Source organism: Streptomyces sp. NBC_00513, from assembly GCF_041431415.1.
GTDB lineage: Bacteria > Actinomycetota > Actinomycetes > Streptomycetales > Streptomycetaceae > Streptomyces.
In genome coordinates this window covers 59,805-80,950 of record NZ_CP107846.1, presented here as the reverse complement: position 1 = coordinate 80,950, position 21,146 = coordinate 59,805, and the positions used below count along the sequence as shown (strand labels likewise).

20 protein-coding genes are annotated in these 21,146 nt (G+C 69.4%); 18 read left to right on the top strand and 2 right to left on the bottom strand.

Translation table 11 applies throughout. The features are described 5' to 3' along the window. The first annotated feature begins 25 nt into the window (after positions 1–25). The 9 genes from OHA84_RS37655 (at position 26) to OHA84_RS37615 (ending at position 10,210) form a co-directional block, all read left to right on the top strand. Positions 26–919 carry a hypothetical protein gene (locus tag OHA84_RS37655; protein ID WP_266976284.1) on the top strand — a complete coding sequence of 298 codons (894 nt, stop codon included), beginning with the start codon at positions 26–28 and terminating at the stop codon, positions 917–919. Then, positions 916–1,239 (top strand): hypothetical protein, encoded by a 324-nt coding sequence (locus tag OHA84_RS37650; protein ID WP_266976286.1) that lies wholly within the window; start codon positions 916–918, stop codon positions 1,237–1,239. The genes OHA84_RS37655 and OHA84_RS37650 overlap by 4 nt, the downstream gene beginning before the upstream one ends. Further along, a complete protein-coding gene (locus tag OHA84_RS37645; RefSeq protein WP_266976288.1) occupies positions 1,236–2,336 on the top strand; it encodes a conjugal transfer protein in 1,101 nt (366 codons plus the stop codon). Before OHA84_RS37650 ends, OHA84_RS37645 begins: the two co-directional genes overlap by 4 nt. 12 nt (positions 2,337–2,348) lie before the next feature. Next, entirely contained in the window at positions 2,349–2,633 is a 285-nt protein-coding gene (locus OHA84_RS37640) for a hypothetical protein (protein WP_266976290.1), read from the top strand. Next, positions 2,630–3,226 (top strand): hypothetical protein, encoded by a 597-nt coding sequence (locus OHA84_RS37635; RefSeq protein WP_266976292.1) that lies wholly within the window; start codon positions 2,630–2,632, stop codon positions 3,224–3,226. The genes OHA84_RS37640 and OHA84_RS37635 overlap by 4 nt, the downstream gene beginning before the upstream one ends. Positions 3,227–3,240: 14 nt before the next feature. Continuing rightward, positions 3,241–5,784, top strand: coding sequence for an ATP-binding protein (locus tag OHA84_RS37630; protein ID WP_266976294.1), 2,544 nt, complete (start codon positions 3,241–3,243; stop codon positions 5,782–5,784). Then, positions 5,781–8,213: a hypothetical protein gene (locus tag OHA84_RS37625; protein ID WP_266976296.1), complete on the top strand. Its 2,433-nt coding sequence runs from the start codon at positions 5,781–5,783 to the stop codon at positions 8,211–8,213. The genes OHA84_RS37630 and OHA84_RS37625 overlap by 4 nt, the downstream gene beginning before the upstream one ends. After that, positions 8,210–9,358 carry a C40 family peptidase gene (locus OHA84_RS37620; protein ID WP_266976298.1) on the top strand — a complete coding sequence of 383 codons (1,149 nt, stop codon included), beginning with the start codon at positions 8,210–8,212 and terminating at the stop codon, positions 9,356–9,358. The genes OHA84_RS37625 and OHA84_RS37620 overlap by 4 nt, the downstream gene beginning before the upstream one ends. 75 nt (positions 9,359–9,433) lie before the next feature. Beyond that, entirely contained in the window at positions 9,434–10,210 is a 777-nt protein-coding gene (locus tag OHA84_RS37615) for a hypothetical protein (RefSeq protein WP_266976300.1), read from the top strand. Between the two features lie 228 nt (positions 10,211–10,438). On the opposite strand, the gene OHA84_RS37610 is transcribed toward OHA84_RS37615, so the two are convergent. Then, positions 10,439–10,837 (bottom strand): hypothetical protein, encoded by a 399-nt coding sequence (locus OHA84_RS37610; protein ID WP_266976302.1) that lies wholly within the window; start codon positions 10,835–10,837, stop codon positions 10,439–10,441. A 190-nt stretch (positions 10,838–11,027) separates the two neighbouring features. On the opposite strand from OHA84_RS37610, the gene OHA84_RS37605 reads away from it, so the two are divergent. After that, a complete protein-coding gene (locus OHA84_RS37605; RefSeq protein WP_266976304.1) occupies positions 11,028–11,537 on the top strand; it encodes a hypothetical protein in 510 nt (169 codons plus the stop codon). A 196-nt stretch (positions 11,538–11,733) separates the two neighbouring features. Next, positions 11,734–12,396 carry a hypothetical protein gene (locus tag OHA84_RS37600; RefSeq protein WP_266976306.1) on the top strand — a complete coding sequence of 221 codons (663 nt, stop codon included), beginning with the start codon at positions 11,734–11,736 and terminating at the stop codon, positions 12,394–12,396. Between the two features lie 125 nt (positions 12,397–12,521). Here the strand turns inward: OHA84_RS37600 and OHA84_RS37595 are convergent, their stop codons facing one another. Further along, positions 12,522–13,109: a hypothetical protein gene (locus OHA84_RS37595; RefSeq protein WP_266976308.1), complete on the bottom strand. Its 588-nt coding sequence runs from the start codon at positions 13,107–13,109 to the stop codon at positions 12,522–12,524. Positions 13,110–13,421: 312 nt separating this feature from the next. Here OHA84_RS37595 and OHA84_RS37590 point away from each other — a divergent pair, with 312 nt between their 5' ends. The 7 genes from OHA84_RS37590 (at position 13,422) to OHA84_RS37560 (ending at position 20,846) form a co-directional block, all read left to right on the top strand. Next, the gene (locus OHA84_RS37590) at positions 13,422–14,297 is read left to right on the top strand and encodes a hypothetical protein (RefSeq protein WP_266976310.1); all 876 of its coding nucleotides are present in this window, start codon (positions 13,422–13,424) and stop codon (positions 14,295–14,297) included. Between the two features lie 200 nt (positions 14,298–14,497). Then, complete coding sequence (locus OHA84_RS37585; protein WP_266976312.1) at positions 14,498–14,779, top strand: hypothetical protein; 282 nt, start codon at positions 14,498–14,500, stop codon at positions 14,777–14,779. Between the two features lie 45 nt (positions 14,780–14,824). Beyond that, entirely contained in the window at positions 14,825–15,478 is a 654-nt protein-coding gene (locus tag OHA84_RS37580) for a hypothetical protein (RefSeq protein WP_266976313.1), read from the top strand. After that, positions 15,475–17,649, top strand: coding sequence for an ATP/GTP-binding protein (locus OHA84_RS37575; RefSeq protein WP_266976315.1), 2,175 nt, complete (start codon positions 15,475–15,477; stop codon positions 17,647–17,649). The genes OHA84_RS37580 and OHA84_RS37575 overlap by 4 nt, the downstream gene beginning before the upstream one ends. Before the next feature lie 13 nt (positions 17,650–17,662). Next, entirely contained in the window at positions 17,663–18,607 is a 945-nt protein-coding gene (locus OHA84_RS37570; RefSeq protein WP_266976317.1) for a replication-relaxation family protein, read from the top strand. Positions 18,608–19,663: 1,056 nt separating this feature from the next. Next, positions 19,664–20,377 (top strand): hypothetical protein, encoded by a 714-nt coding sequence (locus OHA84_RS37565; RefSeq protein WP_266976319.1) that lies wholly within the window; start codon positions 19,664–19,666, stop codon positions 20,375–20,377. A 46-nt stretch (positions 20,378–20,423) separates the two neighbouring features. Continuing rightward, the gene (locus tag OHA84_RS37560; RefSeq protein WP_266976321.1) at positions 20,424–20,846 is read left to right on the top strand and encodes a hypothetical protein; all 423 of its coding nucleotides are present in this window, start codon (positions 20,424–20,426) and stop codon (positions 20,844–20,846) included. Positions 20,847–21,146 lie beyond the last annotated feature (300 nt).

Below are 21,146 nucleotides of genomic sequence, written 5' to 3'. Positions count from 1 at the left end.
CACGAGATCCGAAAGGAGACGTGCCGTGCACGACGCTTCGCACCCCGCCCCCGGCGGCGGGTACTTCGACCGGCTGAACGCCGACTGGGCCGCGCTGTGCGCGGACCCCGCCCTGCGCCAGGCGGTGACCGACTGGGTGACCGATGGCCACCTGACCGACGAGCTCGCGGCCGTGACCGATTCCTGGGCCGGCTCCCTGACGCCCGAGCAGCTCCTCACCGCGCTTCGCCCGACGGCCGACGGCGTGACCGATGAGCTGACCGACGCAGTCCTGCTCGCCCTCCTGAAGCGGGCCGCCGGCCGTGACCGATCGGCCGTCCTCGCCGGCCGCGTCATCGTCCAGGCGATGCTCCCCGCCGTCTTCCGCATCACCCGCGGACAGGTCCGTACGACCGGCGGCCGCACCCGCGACGCCGTCGGTCACGTGACCGTGACCGCCCTCTACGAAGTCGCCCGCTCCGGTCGCATCCACCTCCGCCCCGGCCGGCCCGCCGCGAACCTCGCGCTGGACACACTGCGCCGGGTCCTGGCCGAGCTCGCCGCCGAGCAGGGCCCGGCGGGGGAGGACCTCACGGTCGCGGAGCAGATCGCCGACCGGTCGCCCGGCCCGTACGAGATCGCCCGCGCCCGCAGCGTCCGCGCGGCCGCCGCCCAAGCCGGCCTCCACGCCGGCCGGGCAGACGACGCCGCCAGTGTCCCGGCCCGGCTGGAGCTCCTGGAGCTCCTCCTCGACGCGGTGCGCGACGGCGCGCTGTCGACCGCGGACGCGCAGGCGCTGGCCTGGCACCACATCAGCGGCGGCATCCCGGACGCCGAGGCCGCCGCCCTCGCCGGAACCACGGCCGGCGCCTGGCAGCGCCGGCGCTCGCGGGCCCTGGCCCGCCTCACAGCATCCCTGCAGCCCGAGGCCGCGGCATGACCTGGACCACCGCCGAGGCCACCGTCCGCTCCCCCCTTTGGAGATGCGCCTTGACCACACCGGCCGCCGCGACGTCGCTGGACGCGGACGAGGAGCGCGTCACCCGCGCCCAGCGTCTGCTCGTCCACCTCGGCGCCGCACTCGTCGCCCGCCCCTTCGACCCCGGCACCCACGAGCGCCTTCGCGCCTTCCTCGACGAGGACGCCGACGCGGTCCTCGCCTCGCTCGCCGCGCTGCGCCGCCGACCGGAAGCGGAACTCCGCAACCGCATCGCCGAGCTGGCCGGCCACTCCCTGCGCTCGGCCGGAGGTACGGCATGAGCCCCGCCCTCACCGGCCGCCGGAAGCCGGCCCCACCGGCCGACCCGCAGACGCCGGCCGCACAGGAGACCGAGGCCATCGAGGAGGCCGACTGGGTCGGCGGATGGTCGACCGGCGCCCAGGCCAACTCGGCCGCGCTGCTGCGCTGGATCGTCTGGGGCCTGATCGCGCTCGGCCCCCTGCTGGGCGCGCTCGCCTACCTCTCGGTGCCCGCCACGTCCGCGTCCCCGGCGCCGAAGGCCGCCCCGTCCGCACCGGCCGCGAGCGGGGGCCAAGGCGCGGCCGGCTTCGCGAGCCTCTTCGTCGCCGCCTACCTGTCTGCCGGCCGCGGCGACGAGCCCAAGCTCGCCGTCTACTACCCGCAGGCCGCGAGCATGCAGCTCGACGGTGTCTCCGGCCGGCACCGGGGCGAGCAGTTGACCGTCGTCCGGCTCCGCCAGACGGACGCTTCCGTCTGGGCGGTCACGGTCGCGGCCCGCGTCACCGGCACGCAGCCGTCGCCGGCTCCGTCCACGCAACCGGGCGCAGACCCGTCGCAGTCGGCTGACGCGGTCCGCTACTTCCAGGTACCCGTGGCCACGGCGCCCGGCGCCGGGGGAGCGACCGCGTACACCGCGCTCGCGCTGCCGGCCGAAGTCGCCGCCCCCGAGCGGGCCAAGACTCCGGAGCTGGTCTACGGCGCGATGCGTCCGGCGCTGCCGACCGACCCGCGCACCCAGGCGGTCACCAGCTTCCTGAGCGCCTACCTCACGAAGGCCGGCGCCGAGCTCGACCGCTACCTGGCCCCCGGTACCCGCCTGGCCGCGCCGTCCCCGGCCCCGTACTCGGGTGTCGCGGTGGACCAGTTCGCGGTCGAGGGCAAGACCGGCGGCGAACCGGTCGTCTCCGTCCCCGGCGACGGCACCACCCTGCGCCTGCTCGTCACCCTCCGGGGGACCGGCCAGGACGGGGTGCGGCTCCCGCTCACCTACGCCCTCACCCTCAAGGCCCGCGCCGGCCGCTGGGAGATCGCCAGCCTCGACGGCGCCCCCGCCCTCACCTCACCGACTCCGGCCGCCTCCGGCGCCCCCGGTTCGACACCCACCCCCACCGCATAAGAGGAGCACGTCATGCAGGACACCATCACGCTGGCCGCGGGCTGGATCCAGACCGGCACCGGCATCGGCACCGACATCAAGGGCCTCATCTTCGACGTGGCCATCCCGGTTCTCTGCGGCATCTTCGTCGTGGTTGTGGGCTGGAAGACCAAGGCACCCGGGCCGACGATCATGGCCGTCATCTTCGCGGCGATCGTCTGGGGCCTGTCCGCCAACATGGGCGCCCTGAAAAACAAGACGACCGAGGACATCGTCCAGTACCAGAGCGGCCCCAACGCCGCCCGGAGTGACCAGTGAACGAGGCCACCGCCACTGGCGGCGAGGTGGACTTCGAGCTGATCGGCCGCTGCTACACCAAAGCCCGGCGCGCGCCGCTCGTCCACGGGGTGATCCGGGACGTCAATGGCGGCCGGGGGATCAGGCTGCCCGGCGGCCCCTACACCCTGACCCAGCTCGCCGGGATCGTCGCCACCGTCGGCGCCCTGATCCTGACCCGCCCCGTCTGGGGTGGCAACGGCTGGCTCGACGTCGCCGCCCTCCTGGCCCTGCCCGCCGCGGTGGCGTTCGTGCTGCGCCACCTGCACATCGACGGCCGCAACCCCGCGGCCGCCCTGCTGAGCATCGCCCTGATGCTGGCCACGCCCCGGCGCGGCCAGCTCCGCGGCCGCGCCTACCGGCCGACCCGGCCCACCCGCGGCGACACCCGCATCCACCTGCCCCCCGACGACGAGCCAGCCGAAGCCACCGCCCCCACACCGGAGCTCCGGCATCCCAGGCCCGACCGGCCCCGGCCCGCAGTACCCGCCGCCGAGCCTTCGGCACCCGCCGCGCCAGTGGCCTCGGGGGTGCAAGCCCTCCTCGCCCGCCGCGCCCCCACGAACCGCACCTGACCGGAGACCTGACGATGCGCCTGCCGATCCGACACGTCCAGAACAACCTGATCTTCACCACCCACGGCACCGTCTGGGCCGTCTGGCGCGTCACCGCGACCAACTACTCCCACGCCCCCGCCGTCGTGAAGCGACGTCGCCTCAAGTCCCTGGAAGGCCTGTTCAAGGCCATGACGGGCGAGCCGATGCTCATGTCGCTCTGCCCGCAGATCGACCCGACCGCCGTGGTGCGCGCCATGGTCGACGACATCGACCTGGAGCGCGCACCGCGCTACGAGCAGCTCGGGCACGCGGTCCTGGACCAGCTGGAGGACCTGGAGCTGACCGGCCGCACCGACTGGCTCGCCCTCCCGCTGCCCCCGCTGAACCAGAAGGACGCCGTCCTGTCGGCGTTCCGGGCTGCGAAGGCGGAAGTGTCCCTGCAGCTCGGCCTGATGCCCGCGGTCGTCACCGACGCGGAGGTGCGCCGGCGCCTGGAGCAGGCCGAGCGGATCCAGGCCCAGTGGCCGTCCGGGGTGTCGATGCGGCCGGCGTCCGAGGCGGAGATCCTGTGGATCTACGGCCACAGCGCGCGCCGGGGGCTCGCCGAGCCGTTCCTCCCGGACGGCACCGAGACCCCGGTCCGCGGCCGCGGCCGCACCGTCGCGGCGCTCGGGGAGATCCTCGTCGGCGAGGGCGGCGCCGACTTCAGCAGCGGCCCCGCCCTGCCGGCCAACCCCTTCACCCGCCGGTTTCTTCAGGTGTCCAGTGAGTGGGGCGACTCCTACCAGGCCCTCCTGGCCCTCTCCGAGATGCCCGAGGCGTTCGCGCTGCCCGGCGCGGCCTACCTCCAGCAGCTCGACGACCTGGCCTACCCCGTCGACTGGACCGCCCGCCTGGTCATCGTCCCCGGCTCGAAGGCCGAACCGAAGGTCCGCAAGCGCGCCCGCCACCTCAAGGCGCAGGCGGCCGAGTACGAGGGCGACCCGGCCGGCCCGCCCGCGGCCGTCGCCCGGAACCAGGCCGACAACGAGGAGTACCACGAGCGGCTGACCGCGAACCGGCGCGAGGTGGAGATCCGCGCCATGGTCACCCTGGCCGTGTGGGGCAACAGCCCCGAGGACGCCATGGACCGGGCCGCCGCCCTCGCGAGCGACTTCGGCTCCACCGACTACACCTTCTCCCGTCCGGCTGGCGAACAGGCCAGCCTGTGGCAGGCGATGCTGCCCGGTTGCCGCACCCCCCGCGTCATGGCCGGCTACGCGCAGATCCTCCTCGCGCGGGACTTCGCGATGGCCATGCCCTGGTGCGGCTCCCAGCTCGGCGACGACCGCGGCGGCCTCTACGGTCTCCAGGTCGCCTCCGGCGGCGCCCGGCCCGTCCTGATCGATCCCGCCCGCGGCCCCCGCGAGAACGCGTCCGCGTCGATGGCCTGGCTCGGCGAGCTCGGCGCCGGCAAGTCGGTGGGCATGAAGGGCGCCGTCTACAACGTCCTCGCCCGCGGCCACCAGCTCGGCCGGCCGGGCTCCCGCGGCCGCGCTGTCATCGTCGACCGCACCACCGACCAGGAATGGGCCCGCTTCGCCAAGGCCTGCCCCGGCACCACCCAGCTCATCCGCATCGACCACACCGCCGAGGTCTCCCTCGACCCGCTGCGCCTCTACGAGAAGACCAGCCCCCAGGTCGCGGCCCGCTTCACCGAGAGCTTCCTCACGCTGCTCCTCGGCGTACGCCCGATGGACCTCGAAGGCGTCGCACTCTCCGAGGCCGTCCAGGCCGTACTGGCCCGGCCCGAACCGTCGATGCGCGCCCTGATGGACGAGCTCACCGCGCGCGGCGCAGGCGACGCCTCCGCCCAGGGCCTGGCCCGCAAGCTCGCCTCGGTCGCCCGCAAGGACCTCGCCCGCGTCGTGTTCGACGCGACCCTGCCCGTCGTCGACACCCACCGCGCGGACTCCGTCGTCTTCCTCGTCAGCGCGCTTCAGCTGCCGAAGAAGTCCGAGCTCGCCTCCGAGCACCGCATCCAGCGCCTGGAGTTCGAGAAAGTCCTGGGCCGTGCCCTGATGTACCTGATCGCCGCGGTCTCCCGCGAGACCGCGATGCGCTCCCGGGACGAATTCGCGGTCACCGTCTTCGACGAGTGCTGGTGGCTCACCTCCAGCGACGAGGGCCTGGAGCTCCTCCTGGAGCTGCTGCGCGACGGCCGCAAGCGCAACGCCGCCGCGTACGTCGGCAGCCACGACGCCAACGACATCGGCCCGTCCGACAGCGAGAAGGGCGTGATCGTCCGCGGACTCATCCCGCACCGCTTCGTCTTCCGGCAGACCAGCCGCACCCTGGCAGCCCGCTCCCTGGAGTTCCTCGGAGTGGACGCCACCGACACCGACCTCCTGGACCTGGTCACCGGCGGCCTCTCCCCGCTCGGCCTGCCCGACGACCAGCGCCGGGCACGCGCGGGGGAGTGCCTCTACCGCGACCTCGCCGGCCGCATCGGTCTCATGCGGGTCCTCATCCCCTTCGACCGGGCGATCGAGCGCGTCATCCACACCACCCCGACCAGCCGGCAGGCCGCGGCATGAAAACCCCTCCCGCCCCGTGGAAGCGGCTGCGCCTGCTCGGCACGGCCCGCCTGCGCCTCGCGCTGCTCGTGGCGGCGTTCGCCGCCACCGCCCTCACCCTGCTCACCTCCCTGCCGGCCCTCGCCGAACCGAGCCCGACACCGACCTCCTCTCCGACTCCCACTCCGGCTCCCTCCAGCGCGCCGCTCACCCCCCTGACGCCGACCACGCCCGGGGGTCGTACGCCCACCGCGGAAGAGCTCGCCGAGATCGAAAAGATCCTCGCGGACCTCCACACGTCGTTCTCGGACTCCGTGAAGGAAGGCTTCCTCAAAGCCGAGGAGGAACGGCTGCGCAAGCTCCTGCCCGACGAGGGCGGCGTCCTCGCCGTCTTCAACGTCACCGACCGCAACCGCATGCCGATCTCGGCCTACACGGTGAAATCAGACACCGGCGACCTGATGGACTGGGACCTCGGCATCGAGAACCTGATCACCGAACTCTGCTTCATGGTCACCAAGTGGGTCGTGGCGTTCTGCTGCTGGCTCATCGCCTGGGCGCTCGGATTCGGCCTCGCCAAGCTGCTCCTGACACCCGTCCTGTCCGTCGCCACCTCCCTGCACACCCAGGTCATCCTGCAGATGGGCCTCCCCAGCCTCTTCCTGTCGGTGTGCGCGCTCGTCTGCGTCGCGCGGATCTTCTTCGGCGACCGCGCCAAGGGGTGGGGGGACGCCGCCCTGTCCCTCCTCATCGCCGGCCTGACCGCCACACTCCTGTCCTCGCCCCCGCAACTCCTCCTGGGCGAGAAGGACGGCGCCGTCGCGGTCGCCCGCGGCCTGTCCCTCGAAGTCGCCGACATCATCCTCGACGCCAACCCGAACCAACGTGAAAAGAGCCTGGAGAAATCCGCCAGCAGCCGAGCCCTCTCACGCCCGCTCACCGACGCCCTCACCGACGCCTTCATCGTCAAGCCCGCCATGCTGCTCCAGTACGGGCGGATCTTCAAAGGCGACTGCGCCCAGAAGTACTCCGACACCAAACTGCGGCAGCTCGCCTACGACCGGGCGATCCAGGAACACACGCAACGTCTGAAGAAGTACGACGACTTCCGCACCTACATCGACCCCAACAGCAGCCCCGTCACGGGGTGGATGATGCCGATCGTCAACCGGTGGGCGATCGACCACTTCGGATATCAGCCGATGGATCAGTTCGAGAAGGAGTGCGTCAAGGGCGACGTCCAGAGCGCCAAGCGCGCCTCGATGGACAAGGTCGGCGGTGCGATCTTCCTCCTCATCGCCGCACTCATCGTCACCGTTCTGATCACCGGTCTCGCCGGCAGCTTCCTCGTCGCGCAGTGCCGCATCGCCTGGGACGCCGTGCGCGCCGAACCCGCCCTCGTGGCCGGCACCATCCCCGGAGCCGGACGTGCCTTCCTTTGGGACTGGGCAGCGTCGGTACTGCACTCCCTCGGTCAGCTCCTCGCCTCCATCGTCGGCCTCGCCGTCCTCATCCTGATCATCCAGGCCGTCCTCGACCCCGTGCAGCAGGGCTGGGGCAACGAACTCACCCTCCGATTCCTCGCCGTGGACATCGTGTGCATCGGCGCGATCAAGAAGCGCAAGGCCCTTACGGTCCGCTCCAAGCAAGTCGCGGCGAACTGGCGCGCGAAGATGTCCGCGGCCCGCGTCGGCGGGACCCACGGCTCCGCCTTCACCCCGTCCTCCACCCCGGTCGCGAAGAACCAGAGCATCGCCCGAAAGATCACGCGCGGAGCGGTCCGCACCGCGATGGTCGGCGTATCCCTCGCCACGGGAAACCCGATCGCGGCCCTCGGCTACGCCACGTCCTCCAGCGTCTCCACCGTCGCCCTCATGAACAGGATCCAGGGCAGGGCCAACCGGCCGGCCAGGCCCGCAGGCCACCAGCCCAACCCGCCTCAGCCTCCCAACCCGCCTCACCTCCCACCGAATCCGCCGAACCCTCCGCAGCCCCCCAATCCGCCGCAGCCGCCGACGATCCCGCCGCAGCCGCCCCACCCTCCGCGGCCGCCGCACCCGCCGCGGCCGACCAACCCGCCCGGGGGACCGGCGCCCACCCCCACCGGCAGCACGGCGCCCACCATCTCCAATCAGCTGCCCGGCGGTCCGATGCACCAGCGGTCCGCCGGCAACCAGGCCACCACCATCCCGAACCAGCCCAGTCCGCAGGCCGCTCCGTCGACTCAAGCCACGGCGCAGCAGTCCCGGCCCCGCCACCCGGTGCCGACTCAGCCGGCGGCCTCGCCGCGCCAGCAGCAGCTGCGACAGCGCCTGGACCGAGGCAGCCAGCGCCAACCCGCCACCCGCCGCGTCACCAACGTGACCCCGCCACGGCCCAGTGACTCCACCCTCAACCGCAACGAGGAGCGCGAGCTGAGGCGCCGTCGCCGCCAGCGGGGCCGTTCATGAAGAAGGGAATCAAACGGTGGCTGGCCGTCACCGCCGGGCTGATGGGGCTGGGGCTCCTGATGCTCGCGGGGATCGCCGCCCACGTCGCCGGCCTCGGCCAGAGCGAGGCCGAGGCCGCGGCCACCCGCTGCACGCCCGGGCAAGGCGGCGCCGACGCCGACACCGCCCACATGGCACGCCAGGTCACGGCCATGCTCAACGGAGGCGGCAACGTCACGGTCTCCGGCCTGTCCCTGCCCAGGGAGCAGCTCCCCAACGCGAAGATCATCGTCGCCACGGGAGTACAGAAGAAGTTCCCCGCCCGCGGGCAGATCGTCGCACTCGCCACCGCCCTGCAGGAATCAGACCTGCGCAACCTCGACCACGGAGACCGCGACTCCCTGGGCCTGTTCCAACAACGCCCCTCACAGGGCTGGGGAACCCGCGAGCAGATCCTGAACCCGGTCTACGCCTCCGAACGGTTCTACGACGCGCTGGCCCAGCTCACCGACTGGCAGAGCATGCCGATAACCGTCGCCGCGCAAAAGGTCCAGCGCTCCGGCTACCCCGACGCCTACGCGAAACACGAGCCCCTCGCCACCGCTCTGCAGCAGGCCATCGCCCCAACCCTCGGCGGGACCACCGGCGTAGCCGCCCCCACCATCCCCGGGGCTGGCGGCCTCGCGCCGGCCGCGTGCACCGTCCAGGCGGCAGCCGACTTCGGGGACATCCCGCCCGGCACCGTGCCCGAGGGATACCAGATTCCGGCGAGCGCCCCACCCCAGGTCCAAACCGCGATCCGCTGGGCGCTCGGCCAGGTCGGCACCATGTACCAGTGGGGAGGCAGCTGCACCAACCCCCACGGCGACAACCCCGCCGAACGCTGCGACTGCTCATCCCTGACTCAGCGGTCCTACGGCGTCGCCGGAATGGAGATCACTCGCACCACCTACACCCAGATCCACGACGGACGCGCCGTCCCGGCCGACGCCATCGCCCCCGGAGACCTGCTCTTCGCCCGCGGCTCGGCATCCGCCCCCGAACACGTCGCCATGGCCATCGGCTACGGCTACGTCGTACACGCACCCCGAACCGGCCGTCCCGTGACGGTGGTCAAGCAAACCGACCTGGGACCAATCCTCGTCGTCCGGCGCATCGTTTCATGACCTCCCCCTTCGACCACGTACCCATCTCCGCTGGAGTAGTGCGTCGCGCCCGGCATTCGCGGCAGGATCGGGAACGTGATTGTCTTTCTCAGGGAACACAAAGATCTCCTACTCATCGTTCTCCCGCTGGTCGCGGCCTTCCTCGGCACGTGCCTGGGCGCATACATCCAGGCCAAAGCCGGCATCGCTCAGGCACAAGCGGCCAGGGAAGCCGCCGCGACCGCCGCCTCCGCAACGCTGGGAGCGGTTCGGGAGCAAGCTGACCGTGCGGCAGAAGCCGCTCACATCACGGCTCTCCGCGATCAACGGACTGCAGCGATAACCGGCTTCCTCCGCACCGTTCGCGAGCTCACCCGCGCCCTCGACAAGCAGTACGAGCGGGCGGACGTCGGCGCCGTGGTCGACCAGACCCACACCGACTTCATCCACGCCCTGGGTGTCATCGAGCTCGTCGCGACGGCCGAACTGTCCGCGGCAGCATTCCACGTTGTGGAAACCGTTGCCGACCTTGCCGGTCTGGCCAGCTCGCGCGCTCAGGCCGCGCGGGCACGGGAGCGCCTGACCCCCCTTGACGACGGCGGGCCGGCCACCCGGGCGATAGCCGCCCTCGACGCCCTCCGCGAGGCCTCGGTGGCCGCAGACGACGGGTACCTGCACCAGCCGTACCTAAGGGAAGCGGATGAAGCTCTTGAGCAGGTTCCCGAACTCACATGGGCCGAGAAGGGAGCGCTGATCTTGGACTGCCGCTATCCAGAGCTGGGCGAGCAGCGTCAGCGACTGACCCGCACCCACAACTTTGCCCTTAAGGCCTTCGTCCAGAAAGCACGGACCGCCATGGGCATAGCGAGCTGACAGCCCGTTGCCGTGGATCCGTCGACGAACAGGACGCGCACCGGAGCGAGGAGCAGGCTCTCATCCACGCTCCCCGGCGACGTCTCTACTCGTCCCCTTCGTCTTTGCGGCCGTAGTGGTTGATATTCACGGTCTGCGGGGCCCCAACGATGAGGAGCTCAAACGCCGAACGTCCATCCCACATAACCGTTCTTCATCACCTCCTCGTCGTGGAGGAACGCCCAGGACTCATAGCCGTCGGGCCACACTCACCCGCGCGGCCTCGCCCCTCATCACCTGCGGCCAGCGGTCATCAATGACACCCGCCGCATCCTGGCAGCCGCCACAGGCATTCTCCCGCTCCGGCAGCCACCAGTAGTCCGACGGCGACATACCGGCTACCTGGATTCCGCACAGCGTCCTGTCGAAGATACCGAAAGCATGGGAGACGTCGGAGGAAAGGCCGTCAGCAACGGCCCGCTCCCAACGCATCCCCACGGGCAAATACGGCGGCCGCAAGACCTCGAACCACTCACCACCCACATGGGTCGCCGCGTGGCACCAGGAACAGGACCAGATCTCCTCTTCCCACAGACTCGGCAGCATCGGCCATCGCCACATCGCACGTCCACACACATCGCACTCCATGGACGGATCCTCACACGCCTCCGGGATTGCCCGGAATGCTCCTGGCATTGGGCGACTTACCAAACACCCCAGACGGGATGAAACGCTCTTTAAGCGGACTCCGCACGAGCCCTCCTGGAACAGGCCGCCGAACAGGACCTTCGATGAAATCTGCTCGACCCGGACGCACCGTGAGGGGAATCATGGGTGTGTGACGTCGACCGAAGCAGCAGCAATCGCTCTCCAGGACCATGCCGCCCTCTGGAGCATGGGGGAAATCCGCGCGAGCGACGTGGTGAATGCCGCCTGCGATGCGCTCGTCGCCGGACTCGACACCCCCGGCCTTCGAATCCTCGCCGCCTGCACGCGCGCCGAGGCGGACTACGACGTCCACCACCTGCTTCCCGAAGCACTCGACGAACTCGGCCTCACCTTCTATCCGGTCGCCAGCGAAGCCGGCCAGGAAGCCGCCGCCCGATCCCTCGCACGCCGCATGCTCGCCGGAGAGCTCACGCCTCGGGAGTTCACCTTCCGGATTCACCAGCGCCACGGACATGAGCTGCCCCTGACCAAGCGCCTGGCTGAACTCGACGACGAGTACGACACCCTCGAATACGGGGATAGAACCGTGGCCCAGGTCGATGCCGAGGTCACCGCCGAAGCCCGCCGCCTCGCAGTCCACCCCACGGTTCCCGCCGAACCCACGGATTCGCCCAGCTGATACACACGGACCGACCCGGGAGTTCCCGCTGAACAGACTTCGGTTTCCCTGAACCCAGGGACCTCGACGGCCTCGGGACTGGTGGGCTCGCCTATTCAACTGTCGCGTGTTGGCCCGTCCGGCTCTGGGCCTGCTACTGACCGTGATGTCTGGCAGGGGCGGGGCTGATGTCAGAGGTATCCGGTTGGATGAGCCCGTGACTGTCTATGACGTAGCCCGCCAGTTTCCCACCATCGCCGACCTGCGGGACCTGAGCCGCTCGCTTGCGATGCTCGATGCGATCCTGAGCCCGGACTGGGAAAGCCGGTATTACTCCTTCAACGCCGGTTGGGCTGCAGGCGAGGAGATGGCCTCGATGCGCAACGGGTCAGGAGACGAGTACTCCATCGTGTTCTCGGCGGCGGGGGTCTATGTCCGCGGCTTCAGCCACGAAGCGCCGATGAGCCCATATGGCAACGACGGCGAGCCTTGGCCGGGAGTGATCGACGATGTCCCTGAGGCCTTTCGGTCCTTCGTGGAGGAGCCGGCGTTCACCGACGAGGACGGCGTGCCCGTCGCAACAGCCTGCTTGTGGCGGGGGAAGACCGACGATCAGTGGCGCCACGGGACGATCGACTTTCCCGAGGGCTGTGCCGATCCTGATGGGACGACCGGACTGTTCAGCCTCCTGATCGACTGTTCTCCGGAAGCGTTCCAGCGCTTCGCCGAGGACTACTACGAGGTCCCCGTAGACCTGACAGCAGTGAGCAATGTGTATGCCCTGCGACCGCTGGACCAGGAACTCGTATCGTCGCTGAACGCAGAGATCACCTTGGTGGACCTGGCCCGGGACATCTCCGAAATCGGCTATCCGCGGTAGGACCGAGAATCGGTTTGACTGCTGCACGTCTCGGTGAGATCGCCTGTTCAACTGTCATCGGCCTGTCGGGGAGCCCAGTCGGAGCTGGTCGTCGTCGAGGAAGTAGTCGCTGGGCTGGGCCATGCTCACTGGCTCTGCAGGCGGGCGATGTCGCTCTGCCACTGCGCAATGTGCTTCAGCAGTTCGCCGCGGTCGTGCGCCGGGACCCGCCGGGCGGCCGCGCGCACCGCAAGAGCCTGGCTGCGCCACTGCTGTGACTGCTCTCCCTCTGATGCGGCCTGCGCACGGGCCATGAGCAGGCCGATGAGCCGGGAGGCTGTTTCCGCGAAGATGTCGTACACCGTTGCGGTCGGCACGTTTTCGAAGGCCTCTGGGCGGTAGCCGCCTTGTGCGGGGCGCGTCGCGTCAAGGCCGGCCCTTACCTCGCGAGCCAGCGCGGCGTAACGGGCGCGCGCCTCGGCGATCTGCTGATGGTCGGTCGAGCGCAACGCTTCACGTTCGCGAGCGAGGCGCTGCTGCGCGGCCAGAGCGGCGTCGATCGCCTCGCGATTGGGCTGAGCCTTGGCCTCTTCGGCGACGATCACCGCGGTGTACGTGCCGACCAGCCCGTTCACCGCTTCGATCGCGGCTTCGTACGCAGCAGTCTCCTCGTTCGACCAACCGTGCGTTCCCAACTCGTGGGTGATGGAAATTCCGTTACCGGGCGTGGGCATGTGGCTCCTTCTTGTAGGTATTCATCATCTGTTAGACGCACTGCGATCAGGGGCAGTTCGCACTGGACCACTTCAACGGACGAGCGGCCACGGGGGTGGTCATCAGCAGGGGTGGACGGGCGGCGGGGATCGATGTTGCGGACCTCGCGGACACCGTTTGGTCAGTCTGGCCAGATAAACCGCAGCTCCAACCTGTCCTCTGCGGGGGACAGGTCGGAGCCCGCAATGTCTTGCCACTGCACCGTTGTAGCCGATGCTGCGGCTGATCTTGTCGCACGCCGATTGTCAGAGGCTGCTGGCAATATCGCCGCTGTGAACGTCACCCGTACCACTCCACCACGGCCGTTCGACGTGGCCGCGGCCTTCCCTCAGCTGGCCCCGCTGGCCCGCACGACGACCCGGCTGCATCCCCGCCCCGGCTCTCCGTCCCCATACGACAGTTCGGTCGGCGGGCCGCTGCTGTGGCCCTCCAGTCAGCCGTGGCTGTACTGCGACAAGTGGCACGAGGGTCCAGTTTCCCCCCTTCTGCCAGTGGCCCAGCTGTACGCGCGCGACGTGCCCCTGCTGCGGCCGCCCGGACGGACCGATCTGCTCCAGGTCCTGTGGTGTCCCTCAGAGCACCCGCCGGAGCACAAGCCTACGACCGAGCTGTTCTGGCGAACCGCCGCCGACGTCACCCACGTCCTCGCCTCGCCGCCCAAGCCGACCGAGGCGCAGTACGGCTACACGCCGGAGCCGTGCGTGCTCGCACCGGAGCAAGTCACCGAGTACCCCAACTTTCTGGAGTTGGGCGAGGGGTTGCAGCAGCAGCTGAGCGACTGGAGCCTGTGGCAGGCGGCCGGAGTCGAGATAGACGATCGCTATGAGGCCGCTCCGCAAGAGTTCTACATGAACGAGCTGTCCGAGGCCCCCGGCTGGAAGGTCGGTGGATGGGCACCTTGGGGCCTCACCGATCCCATCTCCCGGTTCTGCATAAACTGCGGCGCCGCGATGAACCCGCTGCTGACCATCGCATCGGACGAATGCCGCGACTACAGAAGAAGCTGGGGCCCGAACGAGGACCAGCACATTGCCGAGTTCGACGCCGACAACGTGTCGAACCCGCCGGGGATCCAGGTCTCCGGCGGGAACCACCTGCAGCTCTACATCTGCTCGACGTGCTACACGCATACCGACCTGATCCAATAAGCCAGTGTCGGCAGCCCCCTCAACCAATGCGGCGGAGCCGACCTGCCGTTGCAGAACGGGAACGGAAGCGGAGGAGGGTTGACCGGGGCCTCCGGCATTCTCGGCAGAGCAGCGGTCTGGGCTCGGGGGCTGGGGGAATTCCGGCGCTCTGATGCCAATCTCGAATAGAGGTATGGCACAGCTCCTGAGGTCATCGACTCATGCTCGGCCCGGACTGGGTCGGCGTCGGGACGGTGTACGACGTGTGGTCGTACTGCGGGCGCCTGCTGCTGTTGCCCGCGCTCGATCGCGGCGTGGTCCACCAGGCCGTACAGGTCCTGGACCAGATCCGCGTCGTACGAAACGCTGCCGTCCACCCCAAGCCGGGGCCGGAACTCGACGCTGCCCACCATGCACTGGGGCTGAGCTTTTCCGTCCGTGACTTCCCCGCGGCGTGGGACAGCGTGCGCGCGCATGCCGAGCGGGCCTTGAACAACCTGTAGGGAGCCATTCAGTCCGCCAGGCCCTGACCGCGGCCGTCACAGTCGATGCGAACGGCCGGTGCTCGTCTGCAGCCCGGCCACAGCAACTCGATCAGTAAAGGGCTGGCAAAGCATTCGGGTGCCGTGTCTGATCGGGCCGCCGATTCTTACTTGTTCCGGGTGAAGGGCTTCTTCCCACCATCCTGGAGGAACCGTGCACCACATCGCCCCGGCCCGGCCGACGTCGGTCCGGCCGACATGAATCTGCCGGACCTGCCGGTCGTCGAGCTCCTCGGCCAGCTCCAGTCCGTCCTGCGCGCCGCCACGCCATACTTCGTTGCCCTCGGCGTTGTCGGGGCGGCGGTCTGGGTGTGGTGGACGATCCGTCGCGCGGCGCTCGTCCGGGAGGCTCTTGCCGATCGGGTCCAGGTCGAGGCGATCCCGACCTCCACCTTCGACCCCCGTGATGGGGAAGTCGGCCGGTGGGCCCACCAGCTCGGGCGCGTGCACTATGCCGCCGACGGTGTCCCGGCCCGCGGATCCGCGGTGCGCCTGAAGTACACCGCCGTGGATGGCAAGATGCGCTGCTACCTCGAAGGACCGGCCGCCGCAGCCGCGATCCTGAACATGCCCGGATTCGCAGAAGTCGAGATCCGCACCCAGCACGGCCAAGCCGACATCCGGCCCGTCCACTTCAATGGCCCGGGAGGAACGCCGTGACCGCCGGCATCTCCCTCGCCAAGCCGGCGCAGGCACCCCCCTTCCGGGCGGGCGCGCGCCGCTACGTCCAGCGCGCCGAACTCGCCCTGGGCCTGCCCGACCACAAGGCCCTCGCCTCTCTCGGCCTGAGCCCCGACCCGCTCCAGCAGCTGGCCGCGGCCATGGCCTCCGTGCGCACCGAGGACGGGGAGAAGGCCGAGGTGGTCTTCGACCTGGTCCCGGTCTCCGAGCAGCGTCTGGCCCGCCGCAGGCGCCGCCTGATGGCACGGGCCGCCCGCCGGGGCCCGTCCGCGTACGGCGAGCGTCTGACCGGCGGCCTCGGTGGAGGAGGCTTCTGGGGCTCGATGACTTCCGCCTGGTCCGGTGGCGCCGGCGCTTCCACCCGCTCCGAGCGGGTCCCGCGTCAGACCGACCTGCGCGACGGTGTCGGCAAGCTCGAACCCGCCGCAGGTGCGGTGTTCGCCGTGCAGATCCTGTTGCGTACCGAGGCCGCTCACCCGCAGCTGGCACTGGCGCGGATGCACCAGTTGATCGCCGCGCTGTCGATGACCTCGGGGGAGAACTACCTCAAGGCCCACCGGCCCCGACGGTGGGCGATTGGCCGGTTCGAGCGCCGGTTCGCGAGCGGGGAGTTCGCGCCGCGTCGCCGGCAGTGGCTGACGGTGCCGGAGCTGGCCGGCTGGCTGAAGCCGCCGACGGTGAAGTGCACCGCCTCCAGCGTGGTCAGGACCGGCGGCCTGGTCCCGCCGGCCCCGGCCGACCTCCCCGTCTACACCGGGCAGCACGACCTGGTCCCGCTCGGCGCCGTGGTCTACCCGGACGGCCGCGAACGGATCGCCGCCGCCCGGGTCGAGGACCTCCTCTTCGGCCTCCAGCTCGGCAAGGCCGGCCACGGCAAAACCGAGGAAGCCCTCGTGCAGTGCATCGCGATGGCGCACTCCGGCTACGGCACGTGGTTCCTCGACCCACACGGCGAGGGCTGGATGAGGGCGAAGCCGTATCTAGCGCACCCGGAAATCATGGACCGGCTCTGGGAAATCAACTTGGCCAAGGCCGACCCGGACCAGCCCGTCGTCTCGTGGAACCCTCTGTCGATGGAGGGCCGCAACCTCTCCGACGTCCAGGACATCGTCCGCTCCGTCACCGAGGGCATCGCCGCCGCGCAGGACTGGGGCGACAACGCACCCCGCGCCCGGACCATCCTGGCCCGCGCGTCCCAAGCCCTGGCCCTGCTCAACCTCCAAGCCGTCCAGGTCAACAGGCCGGAGGCGCAGTGCACGCTCTTCCAGCTGCGCACCTGGCTCACCGACGAGGACTGGCGCGAGCAACTCCTACCCAAACTCCCGGCCCGTGTCCGCGCGTACTGGGAGACGACCTTCCCCAAGCTCGGCCCGGACGCGGTGCCGACCGTCACCTACGCCATCGACCGCCTCGACACCAGCCAAAGCCTTCAGGGCTTCTTCGGCAGCCCGCGCTCCGCGTACGACGTCCGGCACGCCATGGACACCGGCAAGATCGTCTTCGTCTGCCCGTCCGGCAGCGAGAGCGACGCCCTCGTCAGCTGCCTGCTCATCCACGACCTGCACCGAGCTGGCCTCTCCCGACAGGACACCCCGCGCGAGCAGCGCAGCACCTTCTGGGCCTGGGGCGATGAGCTCACCGCGCTCGACAGCAGCAGTAAGGGCTTCCTCGCCGCCATCGCCGAGCAGCTGCGGAAGTACGAGGTGCGCTTCATCGGCATGACGCAGATGGCACTGCGTCTTTCCGCCATCACCCGCCAGGCCCTGCTACAGAACCAGAGCTGGTTGAGCACCTGCGCCGCGGACTACGACGAGGCCGCGTTCGTCGCGAAGCGCTGGAACGGGCACGTCAGTGCGGAGACGATCACCGAACTCCCGAAGTACCACTACGTGATGTCCGTGAACCTACACGGCGCCCGGACCACGCCTTTCCGGGTTCGCGGCCTGCCCGTCGACGAGATCTTCGCGCACTACGACAACCCGGCCGGCGTCCCCGTCCTCGACCAGGCGATCGACAGCAACCTCAACCGCCGCCCGCTCGGCGACATCCTCGCCGACCTGGAGGAGCTCGACGCCGTCGTCCTCACCCACCACACCGGCCGACGCCTCGGCGGCCCCAGCTCCGGCGACCCCACCAGTGTCACCGACTAGAACGGAAATACTCATGCCCTACCCGCAGTCCACCCCCACCGGGCTTGGCCAGGTCGCCCAGCAGGCTGCTCAGGTCCTCTACGCACACCGCCTGGTCTCCACCCGCCAACTCCACCGGCTCGTCACCCCGCATCACACCCGCACCGAGTACCTGCGCCGCCAACTCCACACCCTCCGCGAAGCCGGCTTCGCCGAGGCTGTAGGCCGGCGCAGCACCGGCCAGACCGAACTCCTGTGGTGGCTCACCGAGAAGGGAGCCCAAGCCGTCGAAGCCGTCGGCCTGCTCCAGCCCCGCGCCTACCGGATGAGCCCCGAGGCAGCACTGGGCCCCCTCCAGGAGCACACCCTTGCCGTCGTCGAGACCGGAGCCGCCTTCGTAGAACACGCGCGCCGCCTCGGCCACGAATGCGGTCCCCTGGACTGGTCACCCGAGGTCGCCCACTACTACCGCGACGACTCCCGGCCGGGAGAGGAGCTCTGCCTCATCCCCGACGCCGTCCTCAGCTACGTCCACACCGCTGGCAAACAGCGCACCCTGCTCACGTTCTTCGTCGAGATCGACCGCACCCAGATGACGATCGCCCGCCTCGCCCAGAAACTGCACGCGTACGCCGCCTACCACGAGTACGCGCCCCAGCCTCAGACGGGCAAGAGCAACCGCGGGCCCCGGCGCCAGGCCGGGATGCCGGCCTGGCGCTACCGATACCCGGCGTTCCCTCGGCTCTTGCTCGTACTGACCGGTGCCTCCGAAGAGCGTCTTGCCCGCCGCATCGCTGATCTGCGGAGCCTCGCTGCCAGCGATCCCGCACTCTCGTCCACCCCGCTCCGGGCCGGTGTGACCACCCTTGAGCAACTGCGGACCCACGGTCCGTTCGAGAAAGTCTTCACCCCGGTACTGGGAGGGGTTACTGAACCTGTTGACGCATGGATCTCAGGTCCTCTTGCACGCGCTGCCTAGTCCTGCGGGTACAGAAACGAGGGATCGGGGTCGCAGCCGTGTCACAAGTGCGGACCAGGGTGCGAGCGCCCCGTGGCTTAAGCATCAACTTGTCCACTGGAAGTTCGCTGGCTGGTGTCTTCGGGGGCAGCCCCCGAACCCCCGGCTCGGCATGTTCCCGCCCCGCCCTAGGGGGCGTGTCGGGCCCACGCGGAGCTGTGGACCTGCGGGACGGTGAGAACGAGAGCGAACCATGTGGCTGATGAGCGTGTCGTTCCTTTGGTGGCGTGGCTGGGGTCCGAGGTGGTGCAGGTGGCCCCTGATCGTAGTCGTTCAAGGAACTCGCCACAGGGGCGCGCATTCGGTGGTGCAGGCTCGAACCGGGCTGAGGGGGTAGCAATGTCGTGGTCAGTCATACGGCCCGGAGGACCTGGTGGGGGAGCGGACGCCTGGAGCACCGTCACCAGGGCTGTCACCGGGAGCTGTGAAGTGACGACTGGCCTGCTGGTTGCTGTCTCTAAATAAAGAGAGCGCCGAATCTGCACCTCGCTGACCTGCAGCTTCTCCTCATCTGGCGTGTCTGGCCGACACACTTGGGGGTCGAATCTGTTAACCCAGCGATGACACTTGCCTTCGAAACTTAACCTGAGGGAAAGCAGCAAGCCCAGCTGTGGCCCGTGTGGAACGCCCAGGTCAGAGCGGTGCACGCGCCCTCGAAACCGCCTGGTGATAGTTGCGGAGAGACCACTCGGATCGAGCATGTGTGTCGCGGCAACTCACGAAACTTAACTTGACAGCAAGTTTCGGGTCCGAACCACGCCGAAACTTTCACTGAAGGAAAGTTTCGGTGCGGATCGTTGGCTCCTCGCGTAAACGCCGTCAAGGAAGGCCCGCAAGACTTAACCTGCCGGAAAGTTCTGGCTTCGGAGAGGCGCCGAAACTTTCCCTGCTGGAAAGTCTCGGCACCACTCCACAGACGCGGCCCGCAACTTGCGCAGGCGACGCGCCGTCAAAACTTAAGCTGACGGAAACTTTTGGGATAGGCTCCCCTCTGCCTGAACAGCAGAGGAGGGCTCAGTGACGCCTGAACCGCCGGCGCGAGCACAGCGCCGGCCCAACCACACCCCACCCGCCGAGGGGCCCAAGAACGGCGACGGCGTCCTTGACGACATCGTCAGCCTGCTGGCCGGCCACATCGGGCACACACAGAACGTCGCCCCCGCACCCACCGGGCGCAGGGCGACCCGTGGAGGACCCAAGGTCCAGATCCACATCGACTACAGCGACACCGACCCTCGCAGCATCCACACCATGGCCGGCGAGATCGGCTACAGCATCACCTCCAATTGGTTCGCCCAGTGGATGGCCAAGCTGCTTGTGGCCGGAGTCCTCTCTCGATCCCGAGCCGCGGTCTTCCTGTTCGTCGCCGGCGGACAGAAGAAGGGCACCGGCATCGCCTCGTACACGCAGCAACAGATCACCGATGGCCTCAATGAGTTGCTGACCGACATGCCCGGCGCGAAGAGGATCACGCGTCCGACCGTCAACAAGGCCGTCAAGACGCTCATCGAGTGGGGCTGGTTGGAGAGTGCCGGCTACGGTCGCATCCGACTGAACGTGACGCTCTGGTTCTCCGGCAACAGCGGCGAGCAGAAGACCGTTCTGGAGGAGATCGCCTCCGACCACGGGGATGAGACCACAGACTTCCCCCACAAGGTCGGCCCGAAGAACCTGCCGGGCCAGCAGATGCTTGACTTCGAGGAATCGCCCGCCAGAGGAGCGACAGGGTGACGGGCGCCTGTATACCGCGACGACACGACCAAGGAGATCCCACCTGATGCCCAAGCCTGTGATGTCCCCACTCGTGACTGAACGCATCTGGGCGCTTCCGATCGGGGCGGCCGCGGTGAAGTTCCTGTCCTACCTCGTCTTCCGCAGTGAGATGGGCACGGGCAACTTGCCCTCGCAGCAGGCGATGTCGGCCGAGTACAAAGTCAGCCCGGCTGCCGTGAGCAAGCTTCTTGATCCGCTGTTCGAGCTGAACGTGGTGCTGCGTACACCCAGTGAGCGCAGCCGACGCGCCAACAGCTACAGCCTGCACCCGCTCGCCGGGCGATACGAGAGCGCAGAAGCCATGGACGAGGCTTTTGCGCAAGCCCTGGAGGACATGCGCGCGGGCAGGCTCTTGCCCCTCAAGCTGCCTGAGTATCAGACGGTGCCCCCCTCGCAGGGGACCCCCAAGCTCCGCAGCGTTGCCTAGCCAGCGCCAATGGAAGAAGGCCCTCACCTTGTGGTGAGGGCCTTCTTCTGCCTGAACTGCAGATTGGTACCAGCATACGTCGATGCTGCGATCCCGTACAGCACGACCCAGGACCCGACCGCGCCTGGAGCTGAGGAACAGCCCGACCACGCATTCGTCTGTCGCCGGGTCGGCTGCTGCGCTCCAACGACCAACCTGGCTGAGACCGAAGTCCGGCGGAGGTGCCCCTCACCCGTACGCCGGGGTGTGGTCCCGGACTCGGGTTGGCGCCAGGGCCTGGGAGGGACCTCAATGATCGAT